Here is a 26,297-nt window from a genome sequence, read left to right as displayed (position 1 = left end):
TCAAATTTATTCGGATAAATTTATAATGCAATAATTAACTTTTCTGTTTTAGCCATAACTTCATTACCCTTTAACTCAATGTTAACCCACGGTTCAGCGAATACCTTAATAATAGACTCATTTTCTAAAACCTCTCCTTTAGCGACTTTCTCCTTAACTAGTTTGTTAGCGAGATTTTCACTTATCTGAAGGTTTGTTTGATCCTTCGATTCCGAAACTATATGTCTTTGGTTTGTAATATAGTTTTCAATTACTAAAGCCATGTTTAACCTTTCGCCTCTATCAAAATGGAAGACTGTTTGGCTAACATGTGTTAATAACTTACATGTAATCTTATCGATATTAACAGCTCCTTGACTTATACGAAGCTGTCGAAATTCATAATTACTAAAATCAATTTCAACGTCACTAAGAACAACTATGCACGAATCTTTTTTTCCTTCTTCCATCGAAGAATTCAGCCCTTCACTAATCTTCTGGACAAATTCATTTTGTTTTTCCGAGAGTAACTTAATTAAATGGTTCCCCCTTGCACCATCCTTTATAGAAAATAAAAAAAGATTATCATCTAATTTTTGATCGTTTTGGATAACTATATTCAAATCAAGATTTGTACTGAATTCTTCCACTAAAGGAATTAAAGTTGCATTGGGAAAGGAAATGTCATTAAACTTCGATGAATAAAAATGCATATAAAAATGAATTATTTTACCAGGAAGTCCCCATTCTTCATCATTCAATTCTCGTACAATAAAAATATCAATATTTTTGGAGGCAGCATATTTTTCTGCTCCTGCTTCATAACCACTTGTAGTAAATACTACTCCTTTTGATGCATTTAAATCCTCAATTGATGCGTAAAGTATGTCAATAATTGTCCTATCGATTTTTTCTTTCCACCTCTTACATTCAACAAGTGTTATATATTTATGTAACTTAGTTTCTTGAGTAATTAGAACATCAATTTGTCTCTTGGCACCTGACTTCCCAACTAAGGTAACATCATGTTCTACTTTTAAGTTCTGATCTTCTTGGTACAGCTTCTGAACAAATAATTCAAATTCTCGCCAATCTATCAGTTGCTCATAAACCGTAGTTACCATTTTAAGGACCCCCTATATCATTTCCAATCAGAATATACTATTGTCGGAAGAATTCGATTTAATGTGACATATTTCCTGCATAGGTAAGGTCATACAAAATTAAAGTAATTAAAAAGCATCATTTGCTCCCCAAACTATGGAGCAAATAGATGCTTGATTCATCATATATTCAGGTAAATGAGGCTCTTATAATTACTTTCTGACCAGCGACACATAGCTCTCCACCTGTGACGAGTAGACAGTGACAACAAAATATTTAAGTGTCCGAAGGATTAGGTGTTTGCTCAATTAAAATAACTCAGTTTTTTTGGTATCATTCTCATTCAGACCAAACTTGGTTATCTGCAAGTATAAGTACAACACCAAAACATTGGTTTGTTTGTTGCAGTCTTCAACTTTAACTAATCCGTGGGCAATTTAGTTGCACAAGTTTAATCCAGTTTGCTCAACCATAATCATCTGAATGAATTTATGAAGTGATTCTCCTAAGACCTCCTTTATATCGTCACGGCTAAGAAATTTATTGAAAGTTTCTTCATGCTGAGCCATGCCACGTTTAATAGAGGTTGTGGCGAATCCCGCCTGTGAAAACATCTTCCTGAGACAGGATTCGAACTGAGGAACAAGAATGTGTAAAGAACTAACATAAGCCTCTTCAAAGAATTTACGGATACCTATCTCAACCAAAGAAGCATTTTGGGGGAGCAGGGAATTGGCGAATTACTTCAAGGGGCTTAATCGGAAGCCCACTTCCATTTAAGTAACACTGTACACTCCACATGCACCGTATGAGGAAACATATCCACCGGCTGAACGCAGACGGTGCGGTACCCGCCGTCCTCGAGCACGCGCAAATCGCGCGCGAGGGTCGAGGCGTTGCACGACACGTAGACGACCCGCTCCGGACGGAGCTGGAGGATCGTTTCGAGCAGCCGCTCGTCGCAGCCCTTGCGGGGTGGATCGACGACGATGACGTCGGGACGGACGCCCGCGCGCTGCCACTCGGGGAGGACGTCCTCCGCTCCTCCCACGGCAAATTCCGCGTTGCGGATGCCGTTCAGCTCCGCGTTGCGCTTCGCGTCTTCGATCGCCTCCGGCACGATCTCGACGCCGTACACCTTCTTGGCGTGCTTCGCCAAGAAGAGCGAAATGGTGCCGATACCGCAGTACGCATCGACCACGGTTTCGCCGCCGGTCAGCCCGGCGTATTCGAGCGCTTTACTGTAAAGCGCCTCGGTTTGTATCGGATTGACCTGGAAGAACGAACGGGCCGAGATAGCAAACTTGACGTCGCCGATATAGTCGTAGATGACTTCCTGGCCCCAGAGAACGCGTGTCGTCGCTCCGAAGATGACGTTGGTCCGTCCGGTGTTGACGTTCTGGCAAATGCTTGCCACGCCCGGTATCGCGGTGCGAATCTGCTCGATCCATTCCTGCGCATGCGGAATCTCTTTACCGTTTGTAACGAGCACGACCATGATCTCGCCCGTGCGGAAGCCGACTTTTACGACGACATGCCGAAGCAACCCTTCGTGTGTTTCTTCCCGGTAAGCACGAATGCCTAACCCGCGGCCGATTTCTTTGACCTTGGCGATGACTTCGTCGTTGTTTGCATGTTGGATTAGACAGGCTTCCATGTCGATAATCCGGTGACTGCCCTGCGCGTAAAATCCGCCGACAAGCCCGCCCTGCTCCTCGCCAAAAGGAACCTGAGCTTTGTTCCGGTATCTCCACGGATCACTCATGCCGATGGTCGGATACACGACGATGCCGTCCGTCTCGGAGGCATGCGCTGTGCCATGCTTCAGTGGGTCTGCCGGTTCCCCGCCGCGTAGGCTTGTGCTTTTTACACCTGCTGCAAGAATGCTTTCACCGATATCTTCACTAACATCATTAATGAAGCTTGTTCCTGTTGCGGCTCCTGTTCTTGGAGCAGTATTACCCCCTGGGGTGTTATCCCCAATAGTGTCATCTCTAGTGGTTATAGTAATATCATCCCTACCCACTGTTTGACCCTGCTCATGCAAACCACCCGCTAAACTTCTGTCACCTGCATCTTCCAGCAAATCGGAGACGTCCACAAACTCCGTATCCATCAACGGCTGGAGCCCGCTTCCGCTTATAGTATCGTCTGGGCCTTCTTTTGAACCCAACGCTTCGTCGTTGATCACTTTATTTTCGGGAACAATGATTTCTTCATCTGTTGGTTTAAAACTCTTACTAATTGGAGTAGTACTACTACCAATCATACCGGCTCTTAAAGCAGCAGCATCTCCAACTACATTTCCAGTCTCGGCACCCGCTTCTTTAGCCACTTTAAGCTTACCGATCCGTTCCAGGTTGTCTACGACAAACTGGCGTTTCACCTTCAATTGGGCCGCGTAGTCCAAATGCTGAAGCTGGCAGCCGCCGCACTTGTCATAGATCGGGCACGGCGCGCCGACACGGTCCGGGCTCGATTCCAGCACTTCAAGCAGTTTGGCGTAGCCGTACTGCTTTTTGAGCTTGAGCACCTTAAGGCGCACCCGCTCACCCGGCAAGGCACCGGGTACAAAAAGGGTGAAGCCTTCGACGCGGCCCACGCCTTCTCCGTCATGCCCGATGCCGATGATCTCGGCGGTATACTCGCCGTTCTTCTCCACCGGCAGACCGGCCAGCGCGGCGGAGCGTTTGCTCCCGGCTTGAGGCGCGGATGTCCGCTCAGCCCGGGCTCTGCCGCCGCCATTTTGCCCCCGCGAAGCCTCACCCTGCCGCCTACCCGGCGTCCCCACGCCCTGCGGTTTCCCCGCAGACGCGCCGCCCCGCCGTTTATTTTTACTCATATCGTTTAACTCCCTAATCTGCGTTGATGTTTATACGTGGACTGGCCGGACTCATCCACAATGATCTCGATGTGCGACTGCAGGTTGGTGAAAACCGCCGGCAATGTACCGCCGAGCTCGCCGTCCAGGTTGATCTGTACGTAGTCCGGGGACGAAATTTCGAGCTTTTTCGTCTGAAAATAGACGACATTCGGATCGTTCGTGTGCTCGCCTTTGAGCGCCATGGTGGCGATTTTGATAAACTCCGGCAGGTTGCACTTCTTGAGCACGATAACGTCAAAAAGCCCGTCGTTCAAGCTCGCGTCGACAGCCAGCTTTTCAAAGCCCCCGACGGAATTGCTATTCGTAATGAGGAACAGCATAACGTCCTCGTTGATTTCCATCTCAGCGGACTTCAAATGCATGTGAATCGGCCGCAGGCGCGGCAGCATTTCGAGTCCTTTTACATAATAGGCTAGTTGCCCGATCATGGTTTTGAGCTTGCTAGGCACTTCGTACGTCAGCTCCGTCATGGAACCCCCGCCCGCAATGTTGATAAAATATTTCTGGTTCACTTTACCGACATCGATCGGTCTCGAATACCCGCGGACGATAAGATCCACGGCGTCTTCCCAGTCGCGCGGAATGTTCAAAGCCCGGGCAAAGTCGTTCGTCGTTCCGAGCGGCAAAATACCCACCGGAGGCCGGTTCGACTTCTCGCCCATCCCGTTAACCACTTCATACAGCGTTCCGTCTCCGCCTGCCGCAATGATCAGGTCGAACCCGCGGTCCACGGCCTGTGAGGCCGCCAGCATCGCGTCTCCCTCGCCGATCGTCGCATGGGTGGACGTTTCATAACCGCCCCTCTCCAGACGCTGCAAAATTTCCGGCAAACGCTTGCGCATTTCTTCCCGCCCCGATGTGGGGTTATAGATCAATCTAGCACGTTTGGCCATTTCTCTTTATCACCTTTTTTGCTCATAATGGTCCCGGTTAAAAAATGAGGCAACCTGCCGCTCCAGCCACTCGCTGACCTTAGGACTCGGCAGTATAGATTGCCCGTTATATCGGTAGTCAAACCCTTCCAGCCTGGAAGGAATCACTTCTCTCGTAAAATAGCCCTCACTTAAAAAAAGCGGCGCAATGATGACCGCATGTCCGGGCTTCCGCTCCCGCCACCATTCCAGCTTCCGCTTCGTCTGATCCGGCAGCAGCATCGCCACGTCCGTCGTTCCGAAGCCGCCGGTCTTTTTCAATTCCTGGGCAATCCGCTCCAGACTTCCGCGCCACGCCAGATGAAAAAGCTGTTCGACGCTGCCGTGCCCCACAAGCAGCACAATCTCCCGCTCCGGGTCCTCCGACAAGCTGCGGATTTTCTCGTACACCATCTCCGCCAGCAGCTCCGCGTCCTCATCCATAGGTGGCGTCATATGCACGCGCGCCCTGATTTCGAACGGTTCCAGATCCGTCGGCAGAAGCGGCTCGGGCTTCAGGCCCAGCGCGTACGCGATCTCGTCGAGATGCGTGCTTCCTTTGGATACAAAAAGCGGGATGACGATCAGATCAGTCACACCACGGTTTTCTAACCAGGTAATTCCGTCTTGAATCAGCCGTCCGTCCACAAGCTCCAGGAACGAACCGAACAACGGAACGCCCTCCGGAACCCGCATTCCCCCTACGGCTTCATCCACCAGCTGCACCCATTCCCGGCTCCGCGAGCCGTGGCTGATTACCAAAACTCCATACTTCCGCATGGCTTTCACTCCGCTTCCGTTCATCCTGCTTTCATGCTATCTAAACTGGCCCCTTATGTCAATAAACAGGAAAAATCCCCATTTACGGGTGTAAAGAGGGGGATTATAAGCCTTTTGCGGTCTGCTGTTGTGAGAATCCATTCGTTTGTAAGCATCCGACTATTACTACCATTATAAAAGAGGTTCCGCAGCATTGATCAGCCCCGGCTTATCTTACCCGAAGATGCAGCATAAAGAAACTCAAAGCCGGACCGTTCAGACCGATAAAAGCATCGCGCAGACGCTTCTTTCCTAGCTAGTCGCCCCCCGGAAAAAATAAGGCTACGCCCATCCCGGCAGGTGTTGCAAACTCTCGTGGTGTGACGGGCGGTGTGTACATGACCCGGCGGTAACTCTTATGCCTTCGGGTATCGTCTAAACGACAGGCGTCTTGACGTGGCAGGTGACGAACGAATCCACTTCTTTAAGGCTGGCACCCCATGACCGACATGAATCCGTACATTCAGCATCATGATCATGTTCCGTTTGAAAGATCACTCGTCCACTACCAGTGGACATCGTAAAATTGCGCGGTCATCTACCGTCCCGACCTTACCAGCAAGCAGCCCATCATCGGCCTTCTCTTGGCATCCTGTTCCGCACTTCGTAATCTGTACCGCACAGACAACAAAGCAGCAAAAAAAGAGTCTTTATGAACCGGTCACGATCCCCGGCCAACTTCCCTGAAGCATCTGGCTCTTGCCAATCATCACTGCTTCGCTTTTGCAGATTCCGTCTCCTGACTAGGGAGCAAAATCCGGTGACGCCCCTCCGGGCCGCTCTAGCGGTTCAGACGATCCAGCGTCAGCACGTAACCGTCGTTTCCGTAGTTCAGGCACCGTTTTACGCGCGAAATCGTTGCCGTGCTTGCGCCCGTCTCGGCTTCGATCTGATTGTACGTGCAGCCTTTGCGCAGCATGCGCGCCACTTCCAGACGCTGCGACAGCGACTGGATCTCGTTCACCGTACAAAGATCGTCAAAAAATGTATAGCATTCCTCCAGGCTGTTCAATGTAAGAATCGCCTCGAAAAGCTGGTCAATCGCTTTATCATTTAGTTTTTTCAACTGCATATCTTCAACCCCTAGCATTCCATTTCATCTGGTATTTCTGGACAATCGGTAGAGCAATAACTTCTATTTCGACAGGTTTATTATAATCTCCTTCCTTTACAATTGCAAAACAGTAAAATTTTTAAGCGTTACCGCTCTAAATCGCGACCTTCTCCTGGTAGTGTACATTTGGCCGTTCCGGTTCCCGTGATATTTTCCCCGTACCCGTGATATCCGTCCAGTCCAAACGTTTGCCTATCACATAGGATACAGCAGTAAATCCTTTGCAAAGGATCGTGAATTCAAGTGAGCTATCGTTATCCGACACACGGCCGACAGCCGGAGGTGCAAACCAGAAGCTTGTTCTCGCCGGGTCCGGCAGGAGGGCAGGGCGGAGCTCCTTTCCAGGGCGGAATACCCGGAGGAGGCTTTGCTGACGGCGGATTCCCGGGGGGCGGCTTTTCAGGCGGCGGGTTCCAGGGTGGCCCCGGGGGCGGAGGTTTTCCTCAGGGTGGTCCGGGATTTTCCGAATTCGGCCAGAATCTGCCCGTTCCCGTTAACTCCGCGGCCCCGGCCGCTGCAGCCGGAAGTTCGGCAGGAGGAGCCGGCGGCCTTTTAGGCGGGATGAACATCAACCAGATCAAAGGCTTCATTGACCGCATGGGCGGAATTGAAGGCGTGATCGGCACCATGGGCAAAGTTCAGAAATTCGTGGGCTCCGTCCAGCAGTTCGCCCCCATGATCAAGCTGCTGTTCAGCGGCTTCGGTGCCAAGGCGGCCACCAAACGTGCGGATTCCTCATACACTCCCAAGCGCAAAAAGAAAAGAAAATCCGCACCGGCCAGACGCAAAGGCCAAACAACTAAAACAAACAAGCGCCGCAAACGCTCCACGCGCAGGTAATGCAGCATTCCGGGTCCCCTGCAGGGGCCCGGATTTTTCCATTCTCCCACAGCCAACTATGTGCCTCATCCAAAAGATCGCTCTCAGGCAGCTCAGTTGAAGGTTCACCATTACCCTGGCCGCAAAAACATTTCCCGCTTCACAGAACTACCCTCGCCGAAAACAACAGCTATCTCTAAAACCTAAGCCCCGAACTGCTTCCACAATCAAGAACTATATCGGTTCCGGCACAAAAAATATATAGAATTCTCCTCCATTTACATAAAATAAACAGGAAAATATTTGATTTTATGCGAGCATGTTCTGATCTCTCCATTCCTCCCGGTTTTAAAATGCCCCAGCACCGTGCAGGACTCTACAAGCTGTATAGTTCTCATCAATGTTCCAATAGCAGCAACTCTTATTAGAGTTATTGCGGAGATGATGCCGACTACGAAGGGAGCGGGCGGCGAAGTGGAGACAGCCCCTCACATCCGACGTAAAGGCAGCCTCCGTGCGAGCGCCCTACTTGTCGGTTACTTCTGCTCCGTCAAAATTCCGGCTGTGCATGAAGCTTCTAACAGCACAACCGTAGAAGCCGCTCCCGATCCGGAACAACAATTACCAGTTTTACCGTTTACACAACAAGCCGGCTAGCCCGCAAGCTAAAGCTGGAGAATGGGCTGTGCAGAGCGCTTTGCATGAGGGACACTGTCCGCTCAAGCACGCGCAAAGCCCCGACCGCCTTCATCTCCGCCTCCCCCGCTCCCCCTGTGATATACTTGACGTATACTCACAAGGACGGGCGGGTGATCCCTATGAAGGCTCCAGTTCCCGGCCCGGAAGCTGTCTCCGGGCCGGTGGTCTTGTTCGACGGCGTCTGCAACCTGTGCAATGCCTTCGTCCGGTTCACCGTGCGCCGCGACCCGGCCGGACACATCCGGTTCGCGGCGCTGCAGTCGGAAGCCGGGCAGCGTCTGCTTGCCCGGCACGACTTGCCTGCGGCCTCCTTCGATTCCTTCGTACTCATCGAAGGAGGCCGCGCCTACACGCAGTCGTCCGCAGGACTGCGTGTGCTGCGCCGGCTGCGGTACCCGTGGCCGCTCCTGTACGGCTTCGTGGCGGTGCCGAAGCCGGTCCGCGATGCGGTGTACCGCTGGATCGCGCGCAACCGCTACCGCTGGTTCGGGCAGCGGGACGCGTGCATGGTCCCCACGCCGGAGCTGCGCCGGCGTTTCCTGGACTAGGAACGCCACGCTGCAAAAACAAATAACCGGCATCTCATCGCGAGACGCCGGTTATTTGTTTTTACCCTCTTATTGGAAAGTTACTTCCATTTGGTTATGCGTATGAGTCAGCAGTTGAGCTGCCGCAGACTTTTGATTGGATTGGGATTGGAAGCCTGTCAGAGTGCGTGCTTCAGCTTCAGCCTGCTGCTTAGGATGTCCGTTGGTGAATTCGCCTTCGTACAGAAGCTTTCCATTGGCATCGTACAAACGACCGTAGCCTTCTGCCAGGTTTTTACGGAATCCGCCTTCATAGATGACTTTTCCCTTCTCGTTGTATTCCGTTCCGAAGCCTTCACGCTTGCCGTTTTTATACATACCGACATATTTCCAGCCGTCCGACCAATGGAAGACACCTGCGCACTCAATGCCTCCTTTGGAGAAGAAGCCTTCGAACTTGCTTCCGTCCGCCCAGTTGATTTTGCCGACGCCGTGGAATTCGTCTTTATCGAAGAAACCGACATACTTGTTATAACCGGTAATGCTGCCCGGCGGTTCGCCGCAAGGTTCCCACGCCCAGTAGTAGGTGCCGTAGCCCTGCTTTTTACCCGCTTTCCACAAACCGTCATATTCCAGATGCTTATCGGCGTAATACGATTTGCCTTGTCCGTCGAATTTGTTCGCTTTCCAGTTACCGTCATAGCGTAGTACGCCATTCGAGTCGTAGTACTTGCCTTTGCCTTCAAACTTGCTGTTTACCATATACCCGTCGTAGAATACCTTGCCGTTCGGGTAGAAGAGCTTGATGTAGCCGGTGTAGCCTTGATTCTCCGCCGTCAGGGATTTCTGAGCTTGCGGGGATTGTGTCAGCGTGCCTGTGTAGAGGGTCTCCAGCACGTCCGTAAGCAGGGTGTCATTTAAGGAAATGAGTGCGTTCTCCCCGTCTACTTTCAGCTTGCGTCCCGTCAGATCCGCGAATGCCTGCAGGTTAAGCTTGTTCCCGCTTTGGAGTACAGCCGCGCCCGCGTTGACCGTTTCACCATTCACTACAAAAGAACTGGAGCCGGGTACCAGCTCGATTTTGGAACCGCCTTTGGATGCGGTCCAGCCTTTACCGTACACGTTTTCCTGCACAGTGTAGCCGAGACTGCCAAGAACCGGCGCCAAGTCCACATAAGCTGTTTCTCCTGAAATTTGAGGCTCCGCCGACAGTCCGATTGCCTTGTCGTTGACTTCTAACTGCGTTCCAGAGGCTGCGGAAGCCGCAAGTGGAAGCAGGAACAAAGCCAGCATCAGAGTCAATCCGTAAACTAACTTTTTCATTTCTCGCCCTCCCAGATACAAATCTTTTCTGTTCTACTTTACGATACATAATGTAACTTGTAAATAGGTTATTTGAATTTTTGATACAAAACGTTTCTAAAGTAGAGTAGAATTCTTTTCCCGTTCCCTTCCGCCCTGTGAATAGCCCTTCCGTTTAAGGTCATACTAAGCCGGATTGCTCTCTTTTCCGTCTTTGAAAACCGCCATCCTAGCACTTTCGTTATTAAATTACCGGCTTTTTATGTTTTCTTAAGTTTATAAAGAAACAATTTTTCAGAGAATTTCGGTACATTGGAGGGTTTCGTAAATGAGTATTATGGGGACATTTATTCAGAAGCATTGGATTTCGATTGTGCTGGTATTCGGCTGCGCATTCGCCGTCTATTTCGTTTACAGCAAAAGAAACGAACTTCAGCTGTATTGGCTGAACAAAAAGGAAGCGAAGAAGCGCCGGTCATAAGCCGGTCCTTTCCCAATCCCTTTACATTCCCTTTAAATGAAGGAAAGCAATTTCCCCGAATGCGAATGCGTGCTGACGTGCTGAATACATACAATCACACCTCTCCCGATAATCTGCTGCCCTCTGCACTGCGGGAGACCTTAACCTGAATGCTGAAAAAGACAGCAGCCACAATCACTAGTCCTTCTCCTCACCTGTGGAAAAATAATAAAAACGCACGGATCTTCCGAAGAAGACCCGTGCGTTTTATTCGGTTAAACTGCTGGAACCCACAAAAAGCTGTCCGAGCCGAAGCAAGAACCGGAACCTGAGCCGGAGTGGAACGGGGAACGAGCATCCTCTGTCGCCGCTTCATCGCTGCCCAAGCTTTAACGCGATTTCCGTCGGCCTCTATTTCATCTCGTTCAGTGCCTTCAGCGCGATCCGTCGCCGCTTCACAGCCGTCCATGCTTTAACGGAATTCCGCCCGCCCTTTACTTCATCGCGTTCAATGCCTTCAGCGCGATATCCGTCCGGTTCTGCTTCCCTTCGAAGGAGATGCGGTCCGCGGCGGCATACGCCTTCTCGCGCGCATCGGCAATGTCACGGCCCAGCGCCGTGACGCCAAGCACACGGCCGCCGCTGGTAACCAGCCGGCCGTCTTCAAGCGCCGTACCCGCATGGAACACGAGGGCGCCGCCCGCGGCGTCCAGGCCCTCGATGGGCAGTCCTTTCGGGTACGAGCCGGGATAGCCGCCGGATGCGAGAATAACGCATACGGCCGCTTCTTCGCTCCACTCGATATCAAGGTCCGCCAGGCGGCCTTCGAGTGTCGCCAGAATGATCTCCAGCAGGTCGGTTTTCAGCCGGGGCAGAATGACCTGCGTCTCCGGATCGCCGAAGCGGGCGTTGAACTCGATCGTCTTCGGTCCGTCCGCGGTAATCATCAGCCCCGCGTAGAGCACGCCGCGGAACGGGCGCCCTTCCTTCACCATCGCCTCGGCCGCCGGCTTCACGATGGTGTCCAGCGCCTGCTGCACGATCTCCTGCGGGATGTGCGGTACCGGCGAATACGTGCCCATGCCGCCGGTGTTGGGTCCCTTGTCGCCGTCGAAAACCGGCTTATGGTCCTGGGAAGGCACCATCGGCTTCACGACATTGCCGTCAACGAACGCCAGCAGGGACATTTCCTGTCCTTGCAGGAATTCTTCGATGACGACGCGGTTGCCGGAAGCGCCGAACTGCTTCTCGACCATAATTTCCTTCAGCGCTTTCTCCGCTTCTTCCAGCGTCGATGCCACGATCACGCCTTTGCCGGCGGCCAGCCCGTCCGCTTTAATGACGATCGGCGCTCCGAGCTTGCGCAGGTAAGCCAGCGCAGCCTCGTAGTCCTCGAACGCTTCATAAGCGGCCGTAGGAATCTCGTATTTTTTCAGCAGATGCTTCATAAATACTTTGCTTCCTTCGATCTCCGCCGCCGCCCGGTTCGGTCCGTATGCGCGAATGCCGTGCTCTTCCAAATAATCCACGATGCCCTCGTAGAGCGGATCGTCCGGTCCCACCACGACCAGATCGATCGCATTCTGACGGACAAACTCTGCGATCTCGGCAAACTGGAACTCCGTAATCGGCACGCATTCCGCCAATTCCGCGATGCCTCCGTTGCCCGGTGCGCAGAACAGAGCCGTCACCTTCGGGCTTTTGCGAAGCGACCAGACGATCGCATGCTCCCGGCCTCCGCGGCCGATAACCAATATGCGCATAGTGTCCCGCCTCCCGCTTCTAGTGTTTGAAATGACGAACGCCGGTCATCACCATGGCGACGCCTTTATCGTTTGCCACTTTAATCGATTCTTCGTCTTTGATCGAACCGCCCGGCTGAATGACGGCCGTAATTCCGGCTGCCGCGGCAATTTCCAGCGTATCGCCCATCGGGAAGAACGCGTCGGAAGCGAGTACCGCACCCTTGGCTTTCTCGCCGGCCTGCTCAATGGCAATCTTGGCGGCGCCTACGCGGTTCATCTGGCCCGCGCCGATACCGATGGTCATATCCTCTGTAACCAGCACGATCGCGTTGGATTTCACGTGCTTGACGACTTTCCACGCGATCAGCAGCTGCTTCAGTTCGGCTTCCGTCGGCTCGCGGTCGGTCGCCACCTTAAGGTCGCCTTCCGAGATCGCGTGAACATCGCTTTCCTGTACAAGCATGCCGCCTTCTACGGAAGTAACCAGGTGCAGCGCTTTGCGCTCGCCTTCGTTAAAGTTGCCCAGCTTCAACAAACGGATGTTTTTCTTCTTCTGGAGGATTTCCAGCGCTTCGGCCGTAAAGTCAGGCGCGATAACGATCTCCAGGAAGATTTCGTGCAGCAGCTGCGCCGTTTCTCCGTCGATCGGACGGTTGGCCGCGATAATTCCGCCGAAAATGGACGTAGGGTCGGCCGCGTATGCTTTCTCGTACGCTTCCTTGACCGACGTGCCGATTCCGACGCCGCACGGGTTCATATGCTTCACGGCGACGACAGCAGGCTCCGTGAATTCCTTCACGATTTGCAGTGCCGCGTTCGCATCATTGATGTTGTTGTAAGACAGTTCTTTGCCGTGGATCTGCTCCGCCGTCGCGATGCTGCCTTCAACGGCAAGCGGTTTGCGGTAAAACGCCGCTTTCTGATGAGGGTTTTCCCCGTAGCGCAGGTCCTGGACCTTTTCGTACGTAACCGTATAGCGTTCCGGGAACTCCTCGCCCACTTGTCCGGACAAATATTCGGAGATCAGGGAATCGTAAGCCGCCGTATGACGGAAAACTTTTGCCGCCAGGCGTTTGCGCGTTTGAAGGGTCGTATCGGCATTTTCACGGACTTCGGCAAGTACCGTGTCATAATCGGCCGCATCCACCACAACCGAGACGAAAGCGTGGTTCTTCGCCGCCGAGCGCAGCATTGTCGGTCCGCCGATATCGATGTTTTCCACCGCATCCGCATACTCCACATCCGGCTTTGCGATCGTTTGCGCGAACGGGTACAGGTTGACGATCACGAGATCGATATACCCGAGGCCCAGTTCTTCCATCACTTTGCGGTGCTCGGCATCGTCACGGATAGCGAGAAGGCCGCTGTGTACGGCGGGATGCAGCGTTTTTACACGCCCGTCGAGAATTTCGGGAAATCCCGTTACGTCGGAAATGCCGATGACCGGTACTCCCTCTTTTTCCAGTAGGGTCTTCGTTCCCCCCGTCGAAATAAGTTCGACGCCCAGCTTTGCCAGCTCCGACGCGAATTCCACAATGCCCGTTTTGTCCGATACGCTGATTAACGCTCTTTTGATTGCCACGATTTCTCCTCCTATGGGTTGGAAAGTCTGGTTTGAACCTTTGTATACTTAATCGATTAAATCTCTCCGTACAAAAAGCTCCTTCTATTGTTCCGAAGCCTCGGCCGTTTCCGGTTCCGAAATACGCACAAGCCGGCCTTCCAGCGTCACGCGGCCTTCCGCGATCCAGCCGATCGCAAGAGGGAGCAGCTCGTGCTCCACCGCATGAACGCGCCCGGTCAGGCTTTCTGCCGTATCGTCCTCCCGGATTTCGAGGGCGCGCTGGGCGATAATCGGTCCCGAATCGAGCCCCCCGTCGACGTAATGCACCGTAACCCCGGTCACTTTAACGCCGTATTCTAGCGCCTGGTCGATCCCTTTAATTCCCGGAAAAGCCGGAAGCAGAGACGGATGCACATTAATCATCCGGCCGTAAAACGGCTCCACCAGCACCGGTGTCAAAATACGCATATAACCGGCGAGCACGATCAGATCAATTTCCTTCTCACGCAGAAGCTGGAGAATTTCGGTTTCGTAAGCTTCCCGGCTGTCGTACGTTTTGGGAGAAAAAGCGAAAACAGGCACGTCCGCCTGTTTTGCCCGTTCCACCACTTTCGACTGCGGCCGGTCGCTGACGAGCAGCGCGAGCTCCGCTTCAAGTCTGCCACCGCGCACGGCGTCCGCGACCGCTTGAAAATTCGACCCGCTTCCCGAAGCAAACACGGCGATCCGCAGTTTCCCCATTCTAAACCTCCGCGCCTTGGAATGTCACGATCTTGCCGCCTTCCGTTACTTCCCCGATCCGGTAAGCTTCATGACCGTACGATGCGGCAATTTCCAGCGCCTTCTCCGCATCTTCCTGAGCCACGATGATGACCATGCCGATTCCCATGTTGAACGTGCGGAACATATCGTTGTTCGTAATGTTTCCTTCACGCTGCATGAGTGAAAAAATCGGCAGAATCGGCCAGGAACCGTACTGAATGTTGACGTTCACGCCTTCCGGCAGCGTACGCGGAATATTTTCCAGGAAGCCTCCGCCCGTAATGTGAGCGGCCCCTTTGATCTCCACCTGCTCCAGAATGCCGAGAACCGGCTTCACATACAGCTTCGTCGGCTCCAAGAGCACGTCGCCGAGAACTCCGCCAAGCTCTTCGATGTTGTCATTCAGGCTGTGTCCCTTTTCTTCCAACAGCAGCTTGCGCACGAGCGAGAAGCCGTTGCTGTGCACGCCGCTCGAAGCAAGCCCGATTACAGCGTCGCCTGGGCGGACGGTGGAGCCGTCGATGATTTTTTTCTTATCGACGATTCCTACGGTAAAACCGGCAATGTCATACTCCCCTTCGGTATACATGCCCGGCATTTCCGCCGTTTCTCCGCCGATCAGCGAACAGCCGGATTCCGCGCAGCCGTCGGCAATCCCCTTTACAATCGCTTCGATCTTCCCGGGAACGACACGGTCGCAGGCCAGATAGTCCAGGAAAAAGAGCGGCTCCGCACCCTGCACCACGATATCGTTGACGCACATCGCCACGGCATCGATCCCGATCGTATCATGCTTGTCCATCGCAAACGCGATTTTGAGCTTCGTTCCGACGCCGTCGGTGCCCGATACGAGTACCGGCTCTTCGTACTTGTCCTTGTTCAGGCTGAACAGCGAGCCGAATCCGCCGAGTCCCGTCAGCACTTCCGGACGGAATGTTCTCTGCACATGTTTCTTCATCCGTTCTACGGCTTCGTTACCGGCCGCGATGTCGACACCCGCTTTTTTGTATGCCTCCGACACTAGTCTCACTCCCTATTGGTTTGAAAAGCAGACCGCCGACAAGCGGTGATGCTTTCCATGCTTGGTTATCTTCTGATTCATCATTTGTCGCTCTATGGGTAAACCATTCTTTGAACATCTGCTGGCAAAAAAAGCAGGCTGCACCACTGGAATTCTCGTGGTGCTTGGCCTTTTGTGCCTGCGGTTTGCAGTCAACCGCTGCCGGCTGCTGTGAAGCTGCGCCTATGAACTTCGCCACAGGTCGCCCTCGCGTTGAGCTGCTAAGGCGTACCACGGCTTAGCATCATTGCGGCGGTTACCACCTGCGACCGGAGGCCATACGGCCGGATTAACAGCCGCAGCCCACCGCGTCTTCACTGTCGTTCACGTACGTAACGTAGCGGTTATCGAAACAGCCTGTACAGAAGCCGCCGTTCTCAACGCCGTCCTTGCGGCCGATAGAATCGATCAGCCCTTCCTGGCTGAGGAAGTAAAGTGAATCCGCATTGATCGCCTGACGGATCTCCTCGATGGACTTCTGCGCCGCGATCAGATCTTTGCGGCTCGGCGTATCGATTCCGTAGAAGCACGGGTTCTGGAACGGAGGCGAGGAAATGCGCACATGCACTTCCGTCGCTCCTGCTTCCCGGAGCAGGTTTACGATGCGCAGCGAAGTCGTTCCGCGGACAATCGAATCGTCGATCATGACGACGCGCTTGCCTTCCACAACCTTGCGCACGGCACTCAGCTTCATCTTCACGCCCTGTTCCCGCAGCTCCTGGCTCGGCTGAATGAAGGTCCGGCCCGTGTAGCGGTTTTTGATCAGTCCGAGCTCGTAAGGAATGCCGGTCTGCTCGGCAAAACCGATGGCGGCCGACGTGCTGGAATCCGGCACGCCGGTTACCAGATCCGCGTCCACGAACGCTTCCGCCGCGAGGCGTTTGCCCATCCGCTTGCGGGCGGAGTGGACGTTAATCGCATCGATGTCGCTGTCGGGACGGGCGAAATAAATATATTCCATCGCGCATGTAGCGCGTGTCTGACTTTCCGTAAAACGGTCTTCAGTAAGCCCGCTCTTGTCCAGAACCAGCAGCTCGCCCGGCAGAAGATCGCGCATATACGTGCCGCCGACGATGTCAAAGGCGCAGGACTCCGACGCGAACAGATACGCGTCGCCCAGCTTGCCCATCGCGAAAGGCCGCAGCCCGTTAGGGTCGAGCGCCGCGATCAGCTTGTCCTTCGTCAGGATCAGGAACGCGTAGGCGCCGATCACCTGCTGCAGGGCGTCTTTAACCGCGTCGACGATATCATCGTGCTTGGAGCGCGCGATCAGGTGTGCGACTACTTCCGTGTCGCTCGTCGTCTGAAAAATCGAGCCCTGCTTTTCAAGCTGCTGGCGGATTTCGCCCGCGTTCACCAGGTTGCCGTTCGTCGCTACGGCGAGATCGCCTTCGCGGTATTTGAACACCAAGGGCTGGGCGTTCGCCAGCTTGCTCTCGCCTGCCGTCGAGTAACGCACGTGAGCGATAGCCGACGTGCCGACAAGCGTAGGCAGGTTCGACTGATCGAACACTTCCTTCACAAGGCCCATGCCCCGGAAGTAGTTAAAATTATCCGCGTCCGCCGTACAGATGCCGGCGCTCTCCTGTCCCCGGTGCTGCAGCGCGTGAAGCCCGTAGTAGGACAAGGAAGCGGCGTCCGGATGTCCAAAGACACCGAACACGCCGCATTCCTCTTTTAACTTGTCGAACAGACCGTCATGTCCGCCATGGCCTTCGTTATAGTAAGAACCGGTCCACAGCCCCTTACCCGATGTTACTGCATCAGACATGGTATCGCGTCCTTCCAAACCTGCCTCAGCTCCGAAATAGAGGCTTGAACGGCAGGTTTTCCGTTAATGTCGACCTTCACGTTCGTTCCGGTTACCGTTCCGATAACTTCCGCCTGTACGTTCTTCTCCTGGAGCAGGGCGATCAGCGCGCCCTGCTTCTCCGGACGGCAGCTGAGCAGGATGCGGGACTGGCTCTCGCTGAAGAGCGCGTGATCCGCGCGCAGCTCCGTGCGGAAGTTCACGTCCGCTCCGAGCCCGCCGGAGATGCTGCTTTCCGCTACGGCAGCCGCCAGGCCGCCTTCGGAGAGGTCATGCGCCGATGCGACGAGACCTTCGCGGATCGCGGCGAGTACGCCCGCGTGCAGGCGCTTCTCGGTCTCCAGCTCCAGCTGCGGCGGACGGCCTTCAACCACGCCGTGCACAACCTTCTGGAACTCGCTTCCGCCGAGCTCGGCTTTCGTTTCGCCCAGCAGGACGATAACGTCGCCTTCGTTCTTGAAGCCTTGGGTCGTAATATGATCCGTGTCCTGGATCAGGCCGACCATGCCGACAACCGGCGTCGGGTAAATGGCGCCCTTCGCGTTCTCGTTATACAGCGATACGTTTCCGCCGATAACCGGCGTGCTCAGCTCGCGGCAGGCTTCGGCCATGCCGTCGACCGCTTTTTCAAGCTGCCAGAAAATTTCCGGCTTCTCCGGGCTTCCGAAGTTAAGGTTATCCGTCACGGCCAGAGGCTCGCCGCCGGAGCAGACGATGTTGCGCGCCGCTTCGCTGACCGCAATGCGTCCGCCCACTTCCGGATCGAGATACACGTAACGGCTGTTGCAGTCCGTTGTCATGGCAAGCGCTTTGCGGGTGCCGCGGATTGTGACAACCGCCGCGTCCGAGCCCGGCTGTACGGCCGTGCTTGTGCGTACCATGTAATCGTATTGGTTATAGACCCACTCTTTGCTCGCCACGGTCGGAGAGCCCAGGATGCTTTTCAGCGCCCCGTTCAAATCGGTCACTTCTTCATAACGGCTTGTATCCGTGTTCGCCTGCTCCGTGTAATAAGCGGGAACAGCGGACGGTTTGTTGTATACCGGGCACTCGTCGACAAGTGCCGTTACCGGCATATCGCCCACGACTTGGCCTTGGTGGAAAAGCTTCAGGCGGCCATCGTCGGTCACTTTGCCGACTTTGGCGCAGATGACGCCCCAGCGCTCGAAAATTTCAAGAGCCTGCGCCTCATCCTTGGGATCGATAACGAACAGCATACGCTCCTGGGACTCGGACAGCATCATCTCGTAAGGCGTCATGCCTTCCTCGCGCTGCGGCACTTCGTCCAGGTACAGTTCAAGACCGTTGCCCGCCTTGCTCGCCATTTCCGCGCTAGAGCAGGTAAGACCTGCCGCGCCCATATCCTGAATGCCGAGCACGATGCCCGTGTCGATCAGCTCAAGACAGGACTCCATCACGAGCTTCTCCATGAACGGATCGCCCACCTGTACGGCAGGACGCTTCGCTTCGGATTCGCTCGTCAGCTCTTCGGACGCGAAGGTCGCGCCGTGAATACCGTCGCGGCCTGTTGCCGGGCCGACATAATAAACCGGGTTGCCTACGCCTTTGGCTACGCCGCGTTGGATTTTGTCGTGGTCGATCAGACCGACACACATAGCGTTGACGAGCGGGTTGCCTTCGTAGCTTTCGTCAAAGGTAACTTCGCCGCCAACCGTCGGAATTCCGATACAGTTGCCGTAGCCGGCAATCCCCGATACAACGTGCTCGAACAAATATTTAACCCGGTCGTTCTGGAGACGTCCGAAACGCAGAGAGTTCAGAAGCGCCACCGGACGCGCGCCCATCGAGAAAATATCGCGGATAATGCCGCCGACTCCCGTTGCGGCGCCTTGGTACGGCTCTATCGCAGACGGATGGTTATGGCTTTCGATTTTGAACACGACAGCCTGGTTGTCGCCGATATCCACGATACCCGCGCCCTCGCCAGGGCCCATCAATACGCGTTCGCCGGTCGTAGGAAAACGGCGGAGAAGCGGCTTGGAATTTTTGTAGGAGCAGTGCTCCGACCACATTACACTGAAGACGCCGATTTCCACGTAGTTCGGCTTGCGTCCGAGAAATCCGCAGATTTGATCGTATTCCGCATCGGTTACGCCCATCTGCTTATAGATTTTCTGCTCGGCGATCTGCTCCGCGTTCGGTTCCTTAGCGGCTAACTGCTGTGCCATGTTTTTCCCTCCAAGCGTTTAAAATCGACGTAAACATCCGTTTGCCATCAGCCGAACCGAGAATCTCGTCCACGGCCCGTTCCGGATGGGGCATCATGCCCACAATGTTGCCTTCTTTGTTGCAAATTCCCGCGATATCGTCAACCGAACCGTTCGGGTTCGTGTCCGTTTCATAACGGAAAACAATCTGATTGTTCTGCTGAAGCCCGCGCAGCGTCTCTTCGTCGCAGTAGTAGTTGCCTTCCCCGTGCGCGACCGGGATGTCGATCACTTCGCCTTCCGCATAATCGGAAGTGAACGGAGTCGCGTTATTCACCACTTTAAGCAAAGTGGAATGACAGCGGAATTTAAGCGAGCGGTTGCGCAGCAGTGCGCCGGGCAGCAGCCCCGCCTCCGTCAGAACTTGAAAACCGTTGCAAATGCCAAGAATATATTTGCCCTGCTCCGCCGCCTTCACCAGAGCCTGGGTTACCGAAGCAAAACGGGCAATCGCGCCGCAGCGCAGATAGTCGCCGTAAGAAAAGCCGCCCGGTACGAGAATGCAGTCGTATTCGGACAAGTCCGTGGCCGTATGCCACACGTAATCGACGGGTTCGCCCACTGTGTCCTCGACCGCTTTGTAGCAATCGATGTCACAGTTCGAACCGGGATATACCAGTACCGCAAATTTCATGGGAATGTCCTCCTGATCCGTTAGTTCAGCTCGAAGCGGTAGTCTTCAATGACCGTATTCGCCAGCAGTTTCTCGCACATAGCTTTCAGACGCTCTTCCGCTTCCGCGCGGTCCGTCGTATCCAGTTCCAGCTCCAAATACTTGCCGACGCGTACTTTGCCGACTTCTTCAAATCCCATTGAGTGCAGTGCGCCTTGAACGGCATTTCCCTGCGGATCCAATACACTTTGCTTAATCGTCACATAGACGGTTGCTTTCATTACGGTTTGTCCTCCCTTGGTATCACGATCGCCGTGTTTACATGCGGCTGTTTGACCGTTCTCGGCATCTGTTTTTGTAATCTTCTGACTCTTTACCCTTGAAAAAGTTAATCTCCTGAAAAATAAGGCCGATAGATTCTTCAATCGCCGTGCTGTAAAGGCGGTTAACCGTCCGTTCCCTTCATCTTTCATGACGGAAATCGTTAACGGACCGATAAACCCCAGCCTGCCTGACGGCTTGACCGGACGCCTGCACATCTTCCCGGATAACGGACCGTGTCCCGAAAGTCTGTACCGGGCTCTGCCTCACTCGGCAAAACCCGGCGCAGCTTCTCTTACTCGGTTTCTTCCGTTAAACGCTGTAAAATCTCGCGGTACCTGCGGGAAGTTTCCTCCACCACGGAATCCGGGAGCGGATCCGGAGCGCTGTTCTTGTTCCACCCGGAGTTCGCCAGATACGTACGGACAGGTTCTTTGTCCATCGAATCGATTTCCGTATCCAGCTCGTACTTATCTTTAGCCCAGTAACGGGAAGAGTCCGGCGTGAAAATTTCGTCGATCAGAATCAGCTCGCCGCCGATAAATCCGAATTCGAACTTCGTATCCGCCAAAATGATGCCGCGGTGCTCGCAATACGTATGAGCGAGGGTGTAGAGCATGATGCTTTTGGTCATCAGCTGCTCCGTTACCTTCTCGCCGACCAGCTCGCACATCTGATCGTAAGTGATGTCCTCGTCGTGACCGACATCGTTCTTCGCCGCCGGAGTGAAGATCGGGTGCTCCAGCACCTGGTTCTTGCGCAGTCCTTCGGGAAGCCGGATACCGTTGATCATGCCGGTTTCCTGGTATTGGCGCCAGCCTCCGCCGGTAATATAGCCGCGCACGACGCATTCGACAGGAATGCGGGTCGCTTTTTTGGTAACCATTACTCGGTCTTTCAGAAGCGCCGGCTCCGTAACAAGATCTCCCAGGAGCTCAACGTCGCAGTGAACCACGTGATTTTCCATAAAAGGCGTCGTCAGCTCAAACCAGAACTTGCTCAGCGTATTGAGCACGTTGCCCTTATCCGGCACAGCCGGGTCCAGCACATAGTCGAAAGCGGAGATGCGGTCCGTGACGACGATCAGGAAATGCTCGCCCAAGTCGTACAATTCACGGACTTTGCCTTTGTATACCAAAGGCGCTTTAATGAGATGTTCGGCGGTCGACAATGCGACGGATGCGCCCATGTTTGCGTCCTCCCCAAGCAGAAGTTCTGAATTATTTTAAGCCCAGACGGTCAAAAATCGTATCCACATGCTTCAGATGCCAGCTTGGGTTGAAGCAGTCTTCGATTTCCTCCGCATTCAGCAGCTCGGTGATGGCAGGAGTGTTTTCCACGATTTCGCGGAACGAACGCTGCTCTTCCCAAGCCTGCATGGCGCGGGGTTGTACCGTGTCGTAGGCCTGCTCGCGGCTGAAGCCTTTGTCGATCAGCTTCGTCATCACGCGGCCGGAGAAAGGTACGCCGTACGTGCTCTGCATGTTGCGCTTCATATTTTCAGGGAACACCGTCAGGTTCTTCACGATGTTGCCGAAACGGTTGAGCATGTAGTTAAGCAGGATTGTCGCATCCGGCAAAATAATGCGCTCGACGGAGGAGTGCGAAATATCGCGCTCGTGCCACAGCGTGACGTTCTCATAAGCGGAAACCATGTGGCCGCGGATAACGCGGGACAAACCGGAAATATTCTCCGATCCGATCGGATTCCGTTTGTGAGGCATAGCCGACGAACCTTTTTGTCCTTTTGCAAAAGCTTCTTCCACCTCGCGGAACTCGCTCTTCTGAAGGGCGCGTACCTCAGTGGCGAACTTGTCCAGAGACGTAGCGATCAGGGCGAGAGTAGCCATATATTCCGCATGGCGGTCGCGCTGAAGGGTCTGTGTGGAAATCGGAGCCGGATTCGTACCCAGACGCTCGCACACGAAGCGTTCCACGAAAGGATCGATGTTCGCGTAAGTGCCGACAGCGCCGGAAATTTTACCGTACTGCACACCGTCCGCGGCAAAACGGAAACGCTCCAGGTTCCGTTTCATTTCTTCATACCACAGGGCCATTTTTAGACCAAAGGTAGTCGGCTCGGCATGAACACCGTGCGTGCGTCCCATCATAGCCGTATGTTTGTGCTCAATCGCTTTGTTTTTCAAGATTTCGATGAAGTTGAGAAGATCTTTTTCAAGAATTTCATTCGCCTGCTTCAAAAGGTAGCCCAGAGCCGTATCCACGACGTCCGTGGAAGTCAGTCCATAGTGCACCCATTTGCGCTCGGGACCGAGCTTCTCGGATACCGCGCGCGTGAAGGCAATCACGTCGTGACGGGTTTCCTGCTCGATTTCATAAATGCGGTCCATATCAAAATCCGCTTTGGCGCGCAGTTCTTTCACGTCTTCCTTAGGGATGACGCCAAGCTCTGACCAAGCCTCGCAGGAGAGAATTTCAACTTCAAGCCACGCCTTGAATTTGTTTTCTTCCGTCCAAATTTTGACCATTTCAGGCCGGCTGTATCTTTCGATCATGGTTAATCCTCCATCTGTATTCCGATTGGGTTGGTACCCTTGTTTTGTGCTTCCGGTTTTGACGAAGCTTATGTGTTTCATGCCCCTTAATGGGCTGATCTGCATCTACTTGCATCCGGCTTTGTGCCGTTCGACCTTTCGACCCCCCGTGCGGCTCCTGGAGCGTTTACGACCAGGGATAACCGTACGCGGCGTTCAAGAGAAGAGGCCGGCTGCCTATCGTATAGAATCCCAGATTCCCGTGCTTTCCATCCACTCCGCCGCTTTTGCCGTATCGTCCGTAAGAAGGTTAACGTGTCCCATCTTCCGTTTGACCTTGGCTTCATCTTTTCCGTACAAATGAAGCTTGGGCGTCAAACCATCGGAGGCCGCGCTTTCTTCCGAACAGAACCATTTCATTAGAGGTTCCATATGCTCTCCAAGCACGTTCACCATCACTACCGGTGTCAGCAGCTCAGTCGGACCGAGCGGCAGATTGCAAATAGCTCTGACGTGCTGCTCGAACTGAGAAGTCAGACAAGCCTCCATCGTATAGTGCCCGGAATTATGCGGCCTTGGCGCGAGCTCATTCACGAACAGCTCCCCGTCCTGGGTCAAAAACATCTCAACGGCGATCAACCCGACCGCTTCCATCGATTCCGCGATGCGGATCGCCAGACGCTCGGCCTCTTCTTGAACGGAGGCGCTGATCCGAGCCGGCACGATCGACATATGCAAAATATTCTCGACATGAATATTCTCCGCTGCCGGAAAAGCTTTCACCTCTCCGCGGGGACTCCGCGCCGCGATTACGGATATTTCCTTCTCGAAACGGATGAACTGTTCGAGCACCAGATCCGTGCCCGCCCGGCTCAGTTCGGCAAAAGCACCGGGAATCTCATCCGCCGAGCGGATGACCCATTGGCCTTTGCCGTCGTATCCGCCGGTTGCGGTCTTCAGCACGCAGGGAGTTCCGAATTTGCCGACAGCAGCGCGAAGATCCTCTTCGCTTGTAATCTCGGCATACGGGGCCACCCTCACGCCGGCCGCCTCGATCGCACGCTTCTCGCGAAGCCTGTGCTGCGTCGTGTACAGCAGGGTGCTGCCCTGCGGCACATAGGCTTCCTGCGTCAGCAGCTTCGTCACCGCGGCGTCGACATTCTCGAATTCGTACGTAATGACATCGGACACTCTCGCAAGCTCGCGCGCCGCGTCCACGTCTCCGTACGAAGCCTGGATCTGCCGGTCGGCCACCTGTCCGCACGGCGAGTCTGCGCCCGGTTCGAGTGTAACGAACCGGTAGCCCATATTGCGGCCCGCAAGCGCCAGCATGCGGCCGAGCTGGCCGCCGCCCAGCACACCGATGGTGCTTCCGGGCGGAATGACTTTGTGCTGCAGGGAGGATGTACCCGTTTCCGCGGCAATGGCGTCCTGCCCCGTAGTCGGAGCTTCTGGGCTTGCGTCCTGCGCCGCTTTAGAAGCTACGGGGTTGGTGTCCTGCGCCGTAATTTTATCTACAGCGTTGGCATCCTGCCCCGGCTCAGTTTCGTGGTCCTTGAAGGTGTTATGCTGTACGGGAACGGACTTCTCGACAGCAGCCTCGGAAAATGACCTCTCCGCCTGCCCAGCTCGGCTTAGATCCTGTCCAGTGCTTAAGCTTCCGTTCAGCTTTGTTGTTTCTTCTCCGCTGTTCTTCGCTGTCATTCAAGCTCACTCGCTTCCAACACTTGTGTTTTGATGCGTTCGCGGCGCTCACGCACTTTATTTTGAAGCTCGGGCTCGAATGCTCCAAGAATTTGCGCCGCCAGCAGTCCGGCGTTCGCAGCTCCCGCCTCTCCGATCGCGACCGTAGCCACGGGAATCCCCGCCGGCATCTGTACGATCGAGAGAAGGGAATCCAGCCCGTTCAGCGCTCTGCTTTTAACGGGAACTCCGATGACGGGCAACTCCGTCTTTGCTGCCACCATGCCCGGCAGGTGAGCCGCGCCGCCCGCTCCCGCGATAATGACATGCAGTCCTCGCTCAGCGGCCTGCTCGGCATATTGGAACATCAAGTCCGGTGTACGGTGCGCCGACACGACTTTTTTCTCATAAGGGATGCCGAATTCGTCCAGCACATCGCAAGCATGCTTCATCGTTTCCCAATCCGATTTACTTCCCATAATGACTCCAACTCGTGCTGACATCTCCGTAACCCGCCTTTTCTATCATATTGGTAACCTCTTTAAATAGAAAGCCCCAAGCCTCTGCTCTCCATCCCCGGACGCAAAAAAAGCCCAGAGATAGATTACTTCACTTCTATCTGCCGGACTGCAAGAGACACAAACATAAGGCACCCCCGTCTGGGATCCCCTCGCTTCGCTCTCGTAGTCCAAAAATTTACGGCTTTTGGGTAGAAACTTTCGGGCCATATCCCCGATGATTATACGAGATTGTAAACAATTATATTTACGTGTTTTGTCAGGTATTGTCGCTCCTCTAGTGTACCAGTTACCTTTTTGCCTGTCAAACGAAATACGAACATTCAATTCATGAAAAAGAAGTAAAGTTCGCTTTCTGTTCTTGAAACCCTTCCGAAAGCCTGTTCAAAAACGCTTTTCTTAAACAGTTTAATGAAAAAGCATGCTTATTTATTCTGAAACTTACCTGTCATTGTCTTCGAATTTACGCTTTTTTATAAGATTTCGGTCTCGCGAAAACATTTTCTTATTCCTTTTCGCCTTTATTCAACAATTTCTTACACTCTCCGTACTTCCGTACCGCGGGAAGCTCCCAACGCTTGGTGCTGCCGTTTCATGACACAGTCAACTACAGCACTCCGTACAGAAGTCCAGCAATTTTATTACGTTCTCGTGGGACCACTAGGTCGAGATATTTGATAAGTGGAAGGATCTTATTATGTAAAGAGTGATGAAAACAAAAAGAGTCCTTTTGAACGGTTACGTTCAAAAGGACTCTTACGTGCTTGGCAACGTCCTACTCTCCCAGGACCCTTCGGTCCAAGTACCATCGGCGCTGGAAGGCTTAACGGTCGTGTTCGGGATGGGTACGCGTGGTTCCCTTCCGCCATCGTCACCAAAC

The 26,297-nt window shown here is 53.9% G+C and carries 22 protein-coding genes, 1 rRNA gene and 1 riboswitch; of the genes, 3 read left to right on the top strand and 20 right to left on the bottom strand.

Translation table 11 applies throughout. The features are described from left to right. Nucleotides 1-20: 20 nt before the first annotated feature. From C4S74_RS23975 to C4S74_RS23950, 6 genes are all read right to left on the bottom strand, one after another. Entirely contained in the window at nt 21-1,103 is a 1,083-nt protein-coding gene (locus tag C4S74_RS23975) for a restriction endonuclease (RefSeq protein ID WP_103997851.1), read from the bottom strand. A gap of 417 nt (nt 1,104-1,520) precedes the next feature. Then, nucleotides 1,521-1,790, bottom strand: coding sequence for a DUF4209 domain-containing protein (locus C4S74_RS27285; RefSeq protein ID WP_146065524.1), 270 nt, complete (start codon nt 1,788-1,790; stop codon nt 1,521-1,523). A gap of 47 nt (nt 1,791-1,837) precedes the next feature. Next, nucleotides 1,838-3,925, bottom strand: a complete 2,088-nt coding sequence (rlmD, locus tag C4S74_RS23965; protein ID WP_103997849.1) for a 23S rRNA (uracil(1939)-C(5))-methyltransferase RlmD — start codon at nt 3,923-3,925, stop codon at nt 1,838-1,840. 5 nt (nt 3,926-3,930) lie between these two features. Then, nucleotides 3,931-4,860, bottom strand: a complete 930-nt coding sequence (locus C4S74_RS23960; RefSeq protein ID WP_103997848.1) for a diacylglycerol kinase — start codon at nt 4,858-4,860, stop codon at nt 3,931-3,933. 9 nt (nt 4,861-4,869) lie between these two features. After that, the gene (locus tag C4S74_RS23955; protein ID WP_103997847.1) at nt 4,870-5,658 is read right to left on the bottom strand and encodes a sirohydrochlorin chelatase; all 789 of its coding nucleotides are present in this window, start codon (nt 5,656-5,658) and stop codon (nt 4,870-4,872) included. Nucleotides 5,659-6,478: 820 nt separating this feature from the next. After that, nucleotides 6,479-6,769, bottom strand: a complete 291-nt coding sequence (locus C4S74_RS23950) for a YerC/YecD family TrpR-related protein (RefSeq protein ID WP_009675256.1) — start codon at nt 6,767-6,769, stop codon at nt 6,479-6,481. A gap of 285 nt (nt 6,770-7,054) precedes the next feature. Here C4S74_RS23950 and C4S74_RS23945 point away from each other — a divergent pair, with 285 nt between their 5' ends. Beyond that, nucleotides 7,055-7,651, top strand: coding sequence for an aminotransferase (locus C4S74_RS23945; protein WP_103997846.1), 597 nt, complete (start codon nt 7,055-7,057; stop codon nt 7,649-7,651). 797 nt (nt 7,652-8,448) lie between these two features. Next, complete coding sequence (locus C4S74_RS23940; RefSeq protein WP_103997845.1) at nt 8,449-8,877, top strand: thiol-disulfide oxidoreductase DCC family protein; 429 nt, start codon at nt 8,449-8,451, stop codon at nt 8,875-8,877. Nucleotides 8,878-8,946: 69 nt separating this feature from the next. Here C4S74_RS23940 and C4S74_RS23935 read toward each other — a convergent pair whose 3' ends face one another. After that, entirely contained in the window at nt 8,947-10,179 is a 1,233-nt protein-coding gene (locus C4S74_RS23935; RefSeq protein ID WP_103997844.1) for a stalk domain-containing protein, read from the bottom strand. Between the two features lie 307 nt (nt 10,180-10,486). On the opposite strand from C4S74_RS23935, the gene C4S74_RS26740 reads away from it, so the two are divergent. Beyond that, nucleotides 10,487-10,639 carry a hypothetical protein gene (locus tag C4S74_RS26740; protein ID WP_181024527.1) on the top strand — a complete coding sequence of 51 codons (153 nt, stop codon included), beginning with the start codon at nt 10,487-10,489 and terminating at the stop codon, nt 10,637-10,639. Between the two features lie 473 nt (nt 10,640-11,112). Here the strand turns inward: C4S74_RS26740 and purD are convergent, their stop codons facing one another. From purD to rrf, 13 genes are all read right to left on the bottom strand, one after another. Beyond that, nucleotides 11,113-12,381 carry a phosphoribosylamine--glycine ligase gene (purD, locus tag C4S74_RS23925; RefSeq protein ID WP_103997842.1) on the bottom strand — a complete coding sequence of 423 codons (1,269 nt, stop codon included), beginning with the start codon at nt 12,379-12,381 and terminating at the stop codon, nt 11,113-11,115. A 19-nt stretch (nt 12,382-12,400) separates the two neighbouring features. Next, nucleotides 12,401-13,945, bottom strand: a complete 1,545-nt coding sequence (gene purH, locus C4S74_RS23920; protein ID WP_103997841.1) for a bifunctional phosphoribosylaminoimidazolecarboxamide formyltransferase/IMP cyclohydrolase — start codon at nt 13,943-13,945, stop codon at nt 12,401-12,403. 84 nt (nt 13,946-14,029) lie between these two features. Beyond that, entirely contained in the window at nt 14,030-14,668 is a 639-nt protein-coding gene (purN, locus tag C4S74_RS23915) for a phosphoribosylglycinamide formyltransferase (RefSeq protein ID WP_103997840.1), read from the bottom strand. 1 nt (nt 14,669) lies between these two features. Beyond that, the gene (gene purM, locus C4S74_RS23910) at nt 14,670-15,710 is read right to left on the bottom strand and encodes a phosphoribosylformylglycinamidine cyclo-ligase (RefSeq protein WP_103997839.1); all 1,041 of its coding nucleotides are present in this window, start codon (nt 15,708-15,710) and stop codon (nt 14,670-14,672) included. A 328-nt stretch (nt 15,711-16,038) separates the two neighbouring features. Beyond that, nucleotides 16,039-17,520, bottom strand: a complete 1,482-nt coding sequence (gene purF, locus C4S74_RS23905) for an amidophosphoribosyltransferase (protein WP_103997838.1) — start codon at nt 17,518-17,520, stop codon at nt 16,039-16,041. Next, on the bottom strand, nt 17,505-19,748 hold the full coding sequence (purL, locus tag C4S74_RS23900) for a phosphoribosylformylglycinamidine synthase subunit PurL (protein ID WP_103997837.1): 2,244 nt from the start codon (nt 19,746-19,748) through the stop codon (nt 17,505-17,507). Before purL ends, purF begins: the two co-directional genes overlap by 16 nt. Beyond that, a complete protein-coding gene (purQ, locus tag C4S74_RS23895; protein ID WP_103997836.1) occupies nt 19,726-20,421 on the bottom strand; it encodes a phosphoribosylformylglycinamidine synthase subunit PurQ in 696 nt (231 codons plus the stop codon). The genes purL and purQ overlap by 23 nt, the downstream gene beginning before the upstream one ends. Before the next feature lie 20 nt (nt 20,422-20,441). Continuing rightward, a complete protein-coding gene (purS, locus tag C4S74_RS23890; RefSeq protein WP_009675257.1) occupies nt 20,442-20,681 on the bottom strand; it encodes a phosphoribosylformylglycinamidine synthase subunit PurS in 240 nt (79 codons plus the stop codon). 335 nt (nt 20,682-21,016) lie between these two features. Continuing rightward, entirely contained in the window at nt 21,017-21,910 is an 894-nt protein-coding gene (locus tag C4S74_RS23885) for a phosphoribosylaminoimidazolesuccinocarboxamide synthase (protein WP_103997835.1), read from the bottom strand. A 31-nt stretch (nt 21,911-21,941) separates the two neighbouring features. Continuing rightward, nucleotides 21,942-23,237, bottom strand: a complete 1,296-nt coding sequence (gene purB / locus C4S74_RS23880) for an adenylosuccinate lyase (protein WP_103997834.1) — start codon at nt 23,235-23,237, stop codon at nt 21,942-21,944. Between the two features lie 216 nt (nt 23,238-23,453). Beyond that, on the bottom strand, nt 23,454-24,920 hold the full coding sequence (gene purK, locus C4S74_RS23875; protein ID WP_103997833.1) for a 5-(carboxyamino)imidazole ribonucleotide synthase: 1,467 nt from the start codon (nt 24,918-24,920) through the stop codon (nt 23,454-23,456). Beyond that, on the bottom strand, nt 24,917-25,402 hold the full coding sequence (gene purE, locus C4S74_RS23870; protein ID WP_103997832.1) for a 5-(carboxyamino)imidazole ribonucleotide mutase: 486 nt from the start codon (nt 25,400-25,402) through the stop codon (nt 24,917-24,919). The genes purK and purE overlap by 4 nt, the downstream gene beginning before the upstream one ends. Nucleotides 25,403-25,563: 161 nt before the next feature. Continuing rightward, a riboswitch (purine riboswitch) is annotated at nt 25,564-25,666 on the bottom strand. 513 nt (nt 25,667-26,179) lie between these two features. Then, nucleotides 26,180-26,296: ribosomal RNA gene (gene rrf / locus C4S74_RS23865) — 5S ribosomal RNA — on the bottom strand. Nucleotide 26,297 lies beyond the last annotated feature (1 nt).

The sequence above is a fragment of the Paenibacillus sp. UNC499MF genome (assembly GCF_900107975.1).
Lineage (GTDB): Bacteria > Bacillota > Bacilli > Paenibacillales > NBRC-103111 > Paenibacillus_F.
This window is presented reverse-complemented; position numbering and strand designations above follow the sequence as displayed.

What these genes read in the sequence shown, in the direction of transcription:
- C4S74_RS23960 (WP_103997848.1), bottom strand. Translation starts at nt 4,860, where the DNA reads ATGGCCAAACGTGCTAGATTGATCTATAACCCCACATCGGGGCGGGAA.
- C4S74_RS23955 (WP_103997847.1), bottom strand. Translation starts at nt 5,658, where the DNA reads ATGCGGAAGTATGGAGTTTTGGTAATCAGCCACGGCTCGCGGAGCCGG.
- purK (WP_103997833.1), bottom strand. Translation starts at nt 24,920, where the DNA reads ATGACAGCGAAGAACAGCGGAGAAGAAACAACAAAGCTGAACGGAAGC.
- C4S74_RS26740 (WP_181024527.1), top strand. Translation starts at nt 10,487, where the DNA reads ATGAGTATTATGGGGACATTTATTCAGAAGCATTGGATTTCGATTGTG.
- C4S74_RS23975 (WP_103997851.1), bottom strand. Translation starts at nt 1,103, where the DNA reads ATGGTAACTACGGTTTATGAGCAACTGATAGATTGGCGAGAATTTGAA.
- purD (WP_103997842.1), bottom strand. Translation starts at nt 12,381, where the DNA reads ATGCGCATATTGGTTATCGGCCGCGGAGGCCGGGAGCATGCGATCGTC.
- purE (WP_103997832.1), bottom strand. Translation starts at nt 25,402, where the DNA reads ATGTCAGCACGAGTTGGAGTCATTATGGGAAGTAAATCGGATTGGGAA.
- purQ (WP_103997836.1), bottom strand. Translation starts at nt 20,421, where the DNA reads ATGAAATTTGCGGTACTGGTATATCCCGGTTCGAACTGTGACATCGAT.
- purN (WP_103997840.1), bottom strand. Translation starts at nt 14,668, where the DNA reads ATGGGGAAACTGCGGATCGCCGTGTTTGCTTCGGGAAGCGGGTCGAAT.
- C4S74_RS23940 (WP_103997845.1), top strand. Translation starts at nt 8,449, where the DNA reads ATGAAGGCTCCAGTTCCCGGCCCGGAAGCTGTCTCCGGGCCGGTGGTC.
- purB (WP_103997834.1), bottom strand. Translation starts at nt 23,237, where the DNA reads ATGATCGAAAGATACAGCCGGCCTGAAATGGTCAAAATTTGGACGGAA.
- purS (WP_009675257.1), bottom strand. Translation starts at nt 20,681, where the DNA reads ATGAAAGCAACCGTCTATGTGACGATTAAGCAAAGTGTATTGGATCCG.
- C4S74_RS23950 (WP_009675256.1), bottom strand. Translation starts at nt 6,769, where the DNA reads ATGCAGTTGAAAAAACTAAATGATAAAGCGATTGACCAGCTTTTCGAG.
- C4S74_RS23885 (WP_103997835.1), bottom strand. Translation starts at nt 21,910, where the DNA reads ATGGGCGCATCCGTCGCATTGTCGACCGCCGAACATCTCATTAAAGCG.
- purF (WP_103997838.1), bottom strand. Translation starts at nt 17,520, where the DNA reads ATGTCTGATGCAGTAACATCGGGTAAGGGGCTGTGGACCGGTTCTTAC.
- rlmD (WP_103997849.1), bottom strand. Translation starts at nt 3,925, where the DNA reads ATGAGTAAAAATAAACGGCGGGGCGGCGCGTCTGCGGGGAAACCGCAG.
- C4S74_RS23935 (WP_103997844.1), bottom strand. Translation starts at nt 10,179, where the DNA reads ATGAAAAAGTTAGTTTACGGATTGACTCTGATGCTGGCTTTGTTCCTG.
- purL (WP_103997837.1), bottom strand. Translation starts at nt 19,748, where the DNA reads ATGGCACAGCAGTTAGCCGCTAAGGAACCGAACGCGGAGCAGATCGCC.